The organism is Sediminibacterium sp. GW821-FHT12F12, from assembly GCF_058806635.1.
In genome coordinates, this window is sequence record NZ_JBXAPW010000001.1 from 1 (window position 1) to 10,096 (window position 10,096).

Here is a 10,096-nt window from a genome sequence, read left to right on the forward strand (position 1 = left end):
TATCCTCGGGTTACTGGCGGGTTATCAATGAATTAGAAAACCATAGAAACAGGCTGTCCCCAGGGTATACCTGCACATGGGAATGAAGCGGTAATGAAGGGTTATGCGAGGTAGGCTGGCTGGTTCTTAACAGTAGTTTGCGTTGCAGTTACAAAAGCAGTAAGAGAAGTGAAATAGATAGGTATATTGGTACCGGAAATTGGCAAAATAGCACAACCCCTATCGATGACCTGTACTATATTTTCCTATATTTATTATGTGCTGGTTATACAGGCAAAGCCGACCCTTCGCAGAACGAATTGTTTGTAAACAAACAGCAAAAAAAGCAGTAGACGATATTTACAAATACCAATGAAAGAATTTGCAAGCGTAACCTTGAACCGACAATTGAAAGCAAGAATTTCTGTCGACCAATTGGCTTCTTTGGTTATTTTGCTGCGCGAGGAGGATACATGGGCCATTGTAAATGAAGATGAACAACCTGCAAAGAACATCACATAATTTGCTCATTGGGCTTAACCAACGGTTTGAATTATGGCCAAAAATAAAAAAACTGGATGTAAAAGGTACTGAGATAACGATTCTTACAAATGAATCTGAGGATTATATTTCCCTCACTGATATTGCACGGCACAAGGATACCGCACATACGGATACTATTATCCAGAATTGGATGCGAAACCGTAATACGATTGAACTTTTAGGCTTTTGGGAAGGCATTTACAATCCCAATTTTAAACCCCTCGAATTCGAGGGGGTTTAGAAAACAAGCCGGACTAAACAGCTTTGTGATGACCCCTAAAAGGTGGATTGAATCAACAAATGCAATTGGCATCATATCTACATCAGGACGCTATGGCGGAACATTTGCGCATAAAGACATTGCTTTTGAGTTTGCCTCCTGGATTTCTATTGAATTCAAGCTCTATGTTACCAAAGAATTTCAGCGCCTGAAAGCCGATGAAAACGACCGTTTGAAATTAGAATGGAACTTACAACGAATAGTAGCAAAGATTAATTACCATATTCACACTGATGCTATTAAGGAAAATCTGATACCCAAAGAATTGAGCAGAACACAAATCAACTTTGTGTATGCCAATGAAGCGGATGTATTAAATATTGTATTATTTGGTTTTACGGCTAAACAATGGCGTGAAGCTAATCCCGAGAAAGAGGGAAATGTAAGGGATTATGCTACCATTGAACAATTAGTAGTGCTTTCTAATCTTGAAAGTATCAATGCTGTGTTAATCAATCAGGGATTGCCACAAACTGACCGTTTGAAACAACTCAACCAAATTGCCATTACACAAATGAAATCTTTGGTTGCCAACCAACAAATAAAGAAACTGAAATGAGTTTACGTAAAACAGCATTTCCCAACTATGTCAGGCAGTTCAACTTTTGCGAACCTTTTAACCATCAGTAGAGGTTTACGCTCCTTTTACCAGGTCCCATATTGAAATAGGAAGAGCGAGGTGAGGACATAGCATTGTCAGCATGTATGCTGTCTGCAGCAGGTATTTAAAATGACTGTAGTAAAAGCAGGGATATAGGCACTTCTCACATTGTATTGGTTAAGAAACAGTTAGGCTGTTCATTGGTTGGAATTGACAACTGATCCAGGGTTGCTACTGACCCTGCCTGGCCATCCAGGCAGTAAGATAGCTGAAACGAATACCTGCGTAAGTAAGAGCAGTAGTCAGAAATTTAATATCCCTTTTGATGACCTATGATATATTTTTCCTATATTGATTATGCGCTGGTTTTACACGCCAAGCCAACCCAAATAGCTGTATTGGCGCAATAGGTTAGCGCGTATAACTAAGTTAGGTGAAATTTAAACCAGACACTTTAAACTATTATGGATCAAACACAATTACCGCAATCTTCCTTTCCGAAACCAGGCGAAGAAGTCATTTGGTTCTCTACATACAAAAAAATTGAGGGCCGCTTATTGGGTTATGATATATATGAGAAGCCTATCATTATTAATCAATTCAATATTCCGGATTCAACCAAATCCTTTGATATAATTCGCCCTAAAAACCCGAGTAAAAGGATTGACCCCAACTGGTCTAGACTTCCTTCGACAGGCAGAGTTTTAAAAGCTGAAAGTGGATTGGCAGAATTAATTACAAAAAAACTTGAAGAGAGAATTCCTCCGGGTCCAAGTTATATGGAACTAATTTCTGAATTTTTTTACCGTGGTTATGAAACATATTTAGTTGGAGGAACTGTAAGAGATTTTATTCAAGGGGAAAAATCAAAGGATATTGATTTGGTTACAACAATGCCTTTGAAATCCGCACTACCATTGATAAAATCCATGTTCAATGATAAATTTTCTTACAAAAAAGAGAATGGATTTATTAGAATTGGTGGCACCCCAGCTTCAGGCGATCCATTTATTGACGTAAAAAATTTTACACTTTGCAATTCTGGTTATGGATCAACCATTTTTGGTTCAGAAATTGAAGATGATTTTAAAATTAGAGACTTCGCATGCAATGCAGTTTATTACGAACCTATAAATAAATTGCTTATAGATCCTTCCGGCAGCGGCATTATAGATGCAAAGGATAAAAAACTCACAATCGTAAGAGACCTTGACGTTCATACACCTCATTATTCATCTGCTCAAATTTTAATTCGGCTAGTCAAGTTCGCAACAAGAGGTTATGCACCTACTGATGCCACTCTAGAATTGATCAAAGTAGATTTTTGTCCTCTATTTTCAACAATGGATACTCAATCAAGAATGAGATATATAAACGCACAAGTATTAAATAAGAGTCCGGAGAGCCAAAAAGGCGATACTTATAAACAGTTTATTGCAAAGATGAAAGAGTTAGGTTTCGAGAATGAATACAATAATTTCATAAAACCATTTGAAAAATATCTAAACCTGAATTAATGGAAAATCTGTTCTATATACCAATAATTAAGGATGGCGATGAATTCTTTCAAACTTTCGTTCTAGATGATGACGAGCTTGCAAACTATCATTTCAGAAAATATAAAAACATTATAGAAAATTATTTTATACGAGATGAAGCAATTGTAAACTTAAAAACTGGTAGGTTTAAGACATTTATTTACAAACCCAAAGACTCTTCAGAAAATATATATTTCTGTCCAACTAATGATAAAGGTTACCCGAATGATGATGATGAAATAACGATAGAAGAAGATAGAATAGAAGAATTAAAAGATATTCTAACCATTAATGCAAGAAGGTCTGAAGGAATTTACAAAGATCAAGTGATTGACATTTTCTTGGATTTTGTTACTCCTAAAATAAAACTCTTAAATAATAATGCAGATTGTTATTATGATAGTCGTCATTTTCATCGAAGTTGTATAATTTTTGGAGCTCCCGGAGCTGGCAAAACCACGATGCTAAGAAAACTTACATTGGACCTGGCATCAAATTCTTTGGAGGAGAACAAATCTATACAAAAACTTCCTATTTACATTCAGTTACGAGATTTCAATAACTATTCAAATGACTTTAATTCTTACATAGAAAATTGTATTGCTAATACTTTGATTAATACAAGCTTTATTAACACAAGAGGAATAAGAAATGGAAGCAATCTATGCCTATTATTAGATGGGGCTGATGAAATTGATTTTGAAAAGTTTTCGAATTTTGAAAACACTATCTCACTGTTCAAACAAAAAAACCCTTTAACTTCTTTAATAATAACATCAAGGCCAGATAAAAAACTTGAGAAAATAAGCGGCTTTAACAAGTGTTACATACAGCCTTTTAATAATGAACAAATAAAAGAGTTAACATATAGGAAACTGGCTAAAGGTGGACGATGGAAAGAATTTGTATCCATTGTAAATACAGTTCCTGAAGTTCACGAAATCTTGAAAAACCCACTAATGTTGACAATTTCCCATTTTTTATTCACACATAAATCTATCGTTCCTTTAAATTCCGGTCAACTTATAAAAGAACTGGTTGCGGCACTAGTAGACAATTGGGATTCTCAACGAAATATTGAAAGAAAGTTAGAAAACAAAAAAGTGAGTGCGATAGAAATAACCAATTTTTTAGGAAAGATGTCTCTGTTTTATTCTGAACAGAAAAAAAGTAGTTTACCGAGCCATGAAATATTCAAGTATATAAAAGACTTTGAAAAAAAAGAAGAACTTGATTTGTATCTGGAATACATTTCTTTTGCAACCGGCATTCTTAAGCAATCCGATGATGGCAATTGGTTGTTTAGATTCAAGGCAATGCAGGATTATTTTTGCTCAAGTTATCTAGTGGAAGGCGTAAATAAAATTAGTAATGACCTATTTATTCAGAAGGATTGGAATAAGATTTTGATGATGATCTCTGGTTTAAATTCTGATCCAAATTACATCTTGAATTATATTTTGAATAGTCATGAAATAGATACAACAACAAAGGTAGCTAATAGCCTTTCGATTATAAATCAATCACATTCTTTAACAAAAAATGATATACAAACAAGCTTTCAAGAACTCGAAAATTTTTTTATAAATTTTGAAAATGTGAATAAAATCTCAAAAAAGCATATCAATGTCGATAAAAAGAATATGTCGTTTAGTTTACCGGAACAAGTTAAGGGGATAGAACAAATCATTTCTTTGATGAAGACTTTGTTTCAGATTAGGTACACTAAATATGAATACAATTTTTATGGGTATTTGAAAAAATCTAAATCTAATTTATTGAATTCGATTGCTCTCTTAGACGCAAAAAATGGACAGTTTGAAATTGGAAGCAGTGAGTCAGGAGCTTTAATAAAATTTAGAGAAGAGTCTCCTGAGATACCCGATTAACTGCACCTAACATTACATTGGCAATATGGCGGGACGACGAATATATTCTCAGCTTTTTGTTCGCCATTCAGCCTCGGTTTCGTCAGACGAATAATACCAAGCAAAAGTATAAATATTGGGCTTTTATATCTTTAATGAGCAATGGCACCAAGCAGACGGAACAAAGAATACCGCCACATCGCCAATGCTTCCACGTTGTGTGTAATTTTTCAACTTCTAAATATGGCAAAAACAAAACGAAAAATACCGATTGAAATAGTTCCAGTAGCTTATAACATTGCAAAAAGTGTTTACGCTGGAACTACATCATATATAAACGGTGTTAATCAAATTATAGGGAATGACTTGATAAATAAAAATTCAGCGCCTGATTATATAAACAATTTCAAATGTTTAATTGAAGGTAAAAAGTTCTCTCGCACATTAAATGCTTATTCAATGGAATATTATTTGAGTAACATATATAAAGATTATGGAGGAGAGAAACTTTTGTTATCTCTTAAAGCGTTAAATGCACATATTGCATATTATGAAAGTATACACCCTACGCAAACTGTAATGCATAAAATGCGTTCACTTCATCGTAAATTTTCGTCTCTCTTTGATTTAACCAGATTAGATTTGCAAGAGCAAGATGAAGTTTTAAAATCTCTACAATCTGATAAAATATCCAAAAAAAAATTACTTCAGGAGTTGTTAAATATCAAAGAATCCGACCCAGAAATTACTTCTTATAATAGCAAGACTTATAAAAGAGACAATATCACAATAGCCAAAATAAAATTATTAAGAGATTTTAAATGCCAATTTTGTCAAAAGAGGATAGAAAAAAAAGATGGTTCCTTTTATATTGAAGCAGCTCATATAACAGCTAAGAAAAATAAAGGACGAGAAACTCTCAATAATATTATTTTACTGTGTCCTAATCATCATAAAGAATTTGACTTAGGCAATTGTAGAATAGAGTCTCACACTCTTGCTGAATTCAAAGTAATTGTAAATAAAATAGAATATCTAATCCATTTTGAAACTACTGAGCAAGCCTAAAACTGTACACAACATTGCATCGGTATTATGTCGGCTGACGGAATGCAGATACCCAGCAGCAACAAGAAATCGGCTATGGTTCCTGATTGATGTTATAAATTTAGTGACAGAATAAATCATCAGCTTTTGTATCTTTAATCAGCAACAGCTCTCGGCTAACGGATTACGAAATTCCGCCGCAACGCCAATGCTGGGATGTCACCTGGAATTTTATACCACCATGTCAAACTTCTTTAGTAAAACAAACATTCACAATTTCCTTTGGGCACTATTTGGTGCATTTGTTCTTTTCCTGTGCGGACTTTTTTGGAATTGGTGGGCTGGACCGGAAGAAGTGAAGGTTGTTAACAGTAACCAATCAAGCAAAGACACTACAATTACTATTATAAAATTTGAGCCAACAGAGTTATCTCAAAATACAAACTCTACGCCCCAAGCATCGTCAAAAACGAAGCCAAGTTATCAATTCAATCCTGCTCTTGTCGACTCAATGATTAAAAAGACCCTTGCGAAACAAGGCATAAAAGACAACGCCATAATCCAATCATCTTCTTCAAATTCATCAGAGACAGATAATTCAGCTTCAACTTTTAGACCCAAATTTATCTTGCCAACAATTGTTTCTGGCTTTGCTCAAGGGAAAGTAAATTCTTACGCAACGATAAGTATCAATAAAACGGAATTTAGCCCAACTGATTTTATTGAAATAACTACAGATTTTTTTAAGCCTATTATTCTGGAGAAAATAACTCCATTATTTGTTGACATAGTAAAACGAAAAACCGAAAATTCAGTTTATCAAATATGGAGTGACCAGTTCCGACCAAGTGGAACTAAAGCCAAAGTAAAAATTTCTGCATCATTTCCATCAGACACATACGATTTGACAATAGGATTTTATATAGTTGATGAACTCAACACCAAGTATCCTGCATTTTATTCAAAAAAATTCACAATAACAATCAAATAAAAACTACAGCTTACAAAGGGCTTTGCGTAATTTGGGCTTCCACCTTAGGCCCTTCAACTTTTGTATTAATTAACAACTTCAGTAATTTGGCTTTAACTAATCGAGTCTATAGTTGTCAAGCCAGCAGCAGGAAATCTCCTGCTAACCTTCGGCAAGCCCTGTCCGTTAGTATCAATAGTAGAAGGACAAAAGAAAAGAGTCGGTATTTTACGCCATTACTTCCAACAAACAAAACCCATACGCCGCTATCACCAGGTACTCATAATCAGAGCCCACGGTCAATTTTTGTTCGTTCCAATGATCATATAACCGGGTAACGGCAGGGCCATGTTCCTTAAATGTATACCAGGTTACATACGCTGCTTTGGCATGAAAATTAAACAGGCAGTATAGTTTCTTTTTACCATCGCTGCGCAGAAAACAGGCAACATGAATATTATGCGGGGTTAACCAGGTCAGGTTTTTGTGGTCGGCTACTACCGGCAGATTTTTTCGTAACTGCAACAGGCGTTGGGTGGCACTGAAGATCTTTTGTTCCAGTGTACCGCTTTCTCTGGCCCGCTCATTTTTGTCCCAGTTAATTACGGGGCGGTGCATCCAGCGGTTATCGTAACTTTTGCCTTCTTCGTTCAGGTAACTGTAATCATTGGTATAGCCTACTTCATCGCCGTAAAACAGCATGGGAATACCGCCGATGAAAAAACTCTGTGCCTGCATCAGTAAGATCTTTCGCACAGACATTTCTATCTCGTTCTCATCGTAGGCTTCCATCGCTTTTTCCAGTCCGCACAAAGAAGCCAGCGAACCGCTGATGCGGGCATCCTGTGTTTTCGGGTTTACCGAGAACAGCGCTCCCATGGCGGGCGAATCGGGATGTACACCAGAGTAATAATCTTTCAAATATTTTCGATGCCCATACGCGTTAAAACCTGCCGCTTCAATCGAAGCATCTTCATACCCCAAGCCAATATCATCGTGGCAACGCGTATAGGTGATCCAGGTACAGCCATAAGGCTTTTGCAGAATATCGTGCTGGGCCGCCAGCATTACCCGCGTATCGCCCGTGGCCAGCGCATCCCATTGCAGTGCCATTTGTGTGGCATTGTAAGCTACATCGCATTCCTTGCCGTAAAACAGATCAGTACCGAAATATTTCATGATCTCTTTGGGGGCCACAATGGCTTCGCCCAGCAGGGCCATACCCGGCGCGGATACCTGTACACACTGCCTGATCAACCGTAAGAGACTATGCGCCTGCGGCAGGTTCTGGCAGGTAGTGCCCAACTGTTTCCAGATAAAGGCCGGGGCATCGATCCGTAAAATATCTACACCGAGATTGGCATAAAAAAAGATGGTGTCCAGCATGGCGTTGAAAACGGCCGGGTTGGTATAGTTCAGGTCCCACTGGTAATGATGAAAAACCGTCATCACCCATTTGTTACATTCTTTCACATAGGTAAAACTGCCGGGCGAACTTTCGGGAAAGATCTCGGGCATGGTACTGTCGAACTGGTCGGGCAGGCTGCGGTTTTCGTACATGTAAAAATAATCCTGGTATACCGGGTCGCCTGCTTTGGCTTTTTTGGCCCATTCGTGGTGGTGCGATGTGTGGTTCAGTACAATATCGATCATCAGGTGCATCTGCTCTTGCTGCATATTTTGTTGCACCTGCTGCAGATCGGCTAATGTGCCAAAACGTTTATCAACTTTACGGAAATCGGATACGGCATACCCGCCATCACTTTCTCCTTCCGGACTCTCGAATACCGGCATCAGGTGCAGAAAATTCACACCCAGTTCTTTGAGATAGGGTAGTTTGCCGGGTAAGTTGGCCAATCCACCACAGAAACGATCTACATACAAACTCATACCGGCGATCTCATTACTCAAAAACCAGTTGCCTTTTTTTTCTTTGCTGTTATCTTTCTCCTGCAACACCGTAGCCCTTTGCAGGTGTGCATGGATCAGTGTTTGTAATAAAGCATCAAAACCGGCTTCGCCTTTGGGGTGGTTGCCATATAATTCGGTATAGAGACTGCGGATAGCAGCGGTATTGGCGATCAGTCTTGCATAAAACAGTTGGTCTTTACCACCCACAGCCAGTTTGTTTTTTATACAGGCTTCGTTTACGCGGTTATGCAGTGAATATTGGTACACAGTATCGTATTTTCTTATTGAAAGATCTGGTTATTCAAATGTTTAAAAGCTTCCATGGCACCCAGGTACTCGCAGGTGCGTGCCCCGGCTTTATTGCCATTGGTGATGATGCGGTTCCATTCGGCAAGGGTCAGGGATTGGATCGTATCCAGTGTTTTATCACATAACTGGTACAATACCGCTCCCACAAAAGCATCTCCCGCACCGGTAGTATCAACCGGCTTCACGGGAATACTGGGGATGATAGTAGTCTTACCCTGGAAACCAAACAGTGTTCCTTCTTTACCGAGTGTGATGGTAAATACAGCCGTTGTTTTTTCGAGTAAAATAGCGGCTGCATCATTCACCGTAATGGCTCCGGTGATGAGTTTGGCTTCTTCATCGCTCAATTTAAAAAAATGACAGGCTTTTAAAAAGTTCCAGGATTGGTCGATAAAAGTCTGTGTATCGTTCGGAAAAAGCAGGTGACGGTAATTGGGATCGAAACTGATAAAAATATTTTTCTGCAAAGCTTTCTGCAGCAGGCTCTGGTAAGCCGCCTGCAGCGGCCCCGGCAGAAAACCGGTAGCAGAACCGAAGTGGATGATGGATACTTCCTCCAGGTCAATGGCATCTACTTCTTCGCGACTGAGTTGTCCATCGGCACCCCGGTTAAATACAAAGTCTCGCTCTCCGTCTTCCATCAGTGATACAAAAGCGAAAGTGGTAAAATGGGTATCATCTGCCAGCATCCAGCGGGTAGATACGCCGAATTCCTGCATTACCTGTATCAGTTGTTTGCCAAAAGGATCGTTACCCACTTTGGCAGCCAGCTCCACCTTACCCCCCAATGCCGCAATGGCTGCGGCCACATTGGTAGGGGCGCCGCCGGGCTTCTTTAAAAAATTATTTCCGTCAGATAAAGACTTGCCCTTATCCGTACAGATCATATCAATGAGTGCTTCGCCGATGCAGAGAATTTTCATACTGTGTCTCCTTTTATGCCTGGATAAATTTGGTTGATGCGTAATCTTATAAAACCCTTTTGAATATCGAATATCGAACAAGGAATATCGAATGTCGAAGTATTTTGGTTTTTTCCACTTCGGCGTT

Annotated in this window: 9 protein-coding genes; 7 read left to right on the plus strand and 2 right to left on the minus strand. The window is 38.2% G+C overall.

What is annotated here, in order from left to right:
• Nucleotides 1-351 precede the first annotated feature (351 nt).
• From AC1RNB_RS00005 to AC1RNB_RS00035, 7 genes are all read left to right on the plus strand, one after another.
• Nucleotides 352-501, plus strand: coding sequence for a hypothetical protein (locus tag AC1RNB_RS00005; protein WP_493079595.1), 150 nt, complete (start codon nt 352-354; stop codon nt 499-501).
• A complete protein-coding gene (locus tag AC1RNB_RS00010) occupies nt 473-763 on the plus strand; it encodes a KilA-N domain-containing protein (protein WP_493079597.1) in 291 nt (96 codons plus the stop codon). The genes AC1RNB_RS00005 and AC1RNB_RS00010 overlap by 29 nt, the downstream gene beginning before the upstream one ends.
• Before the next feature lie 28 nt (nt 764-791).
• A complete protein-coding gene (locus AC1RNB_RS00015; RefSeq protein ID WP_493079598.1) occupies nt 792-1,361 on the plus strand; it encodes a KilA-N domain-containing protein in 570 nt (189 codons plus the stop codon).
• Nucleotides 1,362-1,867: 506 nt separating this feature from the next.
• On the plus strand, nt 1,868-2,920 hold the full coding sequence (locus tag AC1RNB_RS00020; protein WP_493079600.1) for a tRNA nucleotidyltransferase/poly(A) polymerase family protein: 1,053 nt from the start codon (nt 1,868-1,870) through the stop codon (nt 2,918-2,920).
• The gene (locus AC1RNB_RS00025; protein ID WP_493079601.1) at nt 2,920-4,830 is read left to right on the plus strand and encodes an NACHT domain-containing protein; all 1,911 of its coding nucleotides are present in this window, start codon (nt 2,920-2,922) and stop codon (nt 4,828-4,830) included. The genes AC1RNB_RS00020 and AC1RNB_RS00025 overlap by 1 nt, the downstream gene beginning before the upstream one ends.
• A 222-nt stretch (nt 4,831-5,052) precedes the next feature.
• Nucleotides 5,053-5,877 carry an HNH endonuclease gene (locus AC1RNB_RS00030; RefSeq protein WP_493079603.1) on the plus strand — a complete coding sequence of 275 codons (825 nt, stop codon included), beginning with the start codon at nt 5,053-5,055 and terminating at the stop codon, nt 5,875-5,877.
• 220 nt (nt 5,878-6,097) lie between these two features.
• A complete protein-coding gene (locus AC1RNB_RS00035) occupies nt 6,098-6,847 on the plus strand; it encodes a hypothetical protein (protein WP_493079604.1) in 750 nt (249 codons plus the stop codon).
• A 207-nt stretch (nt 6,848-7,054) separates the two neighbouring features.
• Here AC1RNB_RS00035 and AC1RNB_RS00040 read toward each other — a convergent pair whose 3' ends face one another.
• Both AC1RNB_RS00040 and AC1RNB_RS00045 read right to left on the minus strand, forming a co-directional pair.
• Nucleotides 7,055-9,004, minus strand: coding sequence for an amylosucrase (locus AC1RNB_RS00040; RefSeq protein ID WP_493079606.1), 1,950 nt, complete (start codon nt 9,002-9,004; stop codon nt 7,055-7,057).
• A 14-nt stretch (nt 9,005-9,018) separates the two neighbouring features.
• Complete coding sequence (locus tag AC1RNB_RS00045; protein WP_493079607.1) at nt 9,019-9,969, minus strand: carbohydrate kinase family protein; 951 nt, start codon at nt 9,967-9,969, stop codon at nt 9,019-9,021.
• Between the last annotated feature and the right edge of the window lie 127 nt (nt 9,970-10,096).

Excerpts from the sequence above, each read along its gene's own strand:
- AC1RNB_RS00015 (WP_493079598.1), top strand. The coding sequence starts at position 792 with ATGACCCCTAAAAGGTGGATTGAATCAACAAATGCAATTGGCATCATA.
- AC1RNB_RS00030 (WP_493079603.1), top strand. The coding sequence starts at position 5,053 with ATGGCAAAAACAAAACGAAAAATACCGATTGAAATAGTTCCAGTAGCT.
- AC1RNB_RS00035 (WP_493079604.1), top strand. The coding sequence starts at position 6,098 with ATGTCAAACTTCTTTAGTAAAACAAACATTCACAATTTCCTTTGGGCA.
- AC1RNB_RS00005 (WP_493079595.1), top strand. The coding sequence starts at position 352 with ATGAAAGAATTTGCAAGCGTAACCTTGAACCGACAATTGAAAGCAAGA.
- AC1RNB_RS00045 (WP_493079607.1), bottom strand. The coding sequence starts at position 9,969 with ATGAAAATTCTCTGCATCGGCGAAGCACTCATTGATATGATCTGTACG.
- AC1RNB_RS00020 (WP_493079600.1), top strand. The coding sequence starts at position 1,868 with ATGGATCAAACACAATTACCGCAATCTTCCTTTCCGAAACCAGGCGAA.
- AC1RNB_RS00010 (WP_493079597.1), top strand. The coding sequence starts at position 473 with ATGAACAACCTGCAAAGAACATCACATAATTTGCTCATTGGGCTTAAC.
- AC1RNB_RS00025 (WP_493079601.1), top strand. The coding sequence starts at position 2,920 with ATGGAAAATCTGTTCTATATACCAATAATTAAGGATGGCGATGAATTC.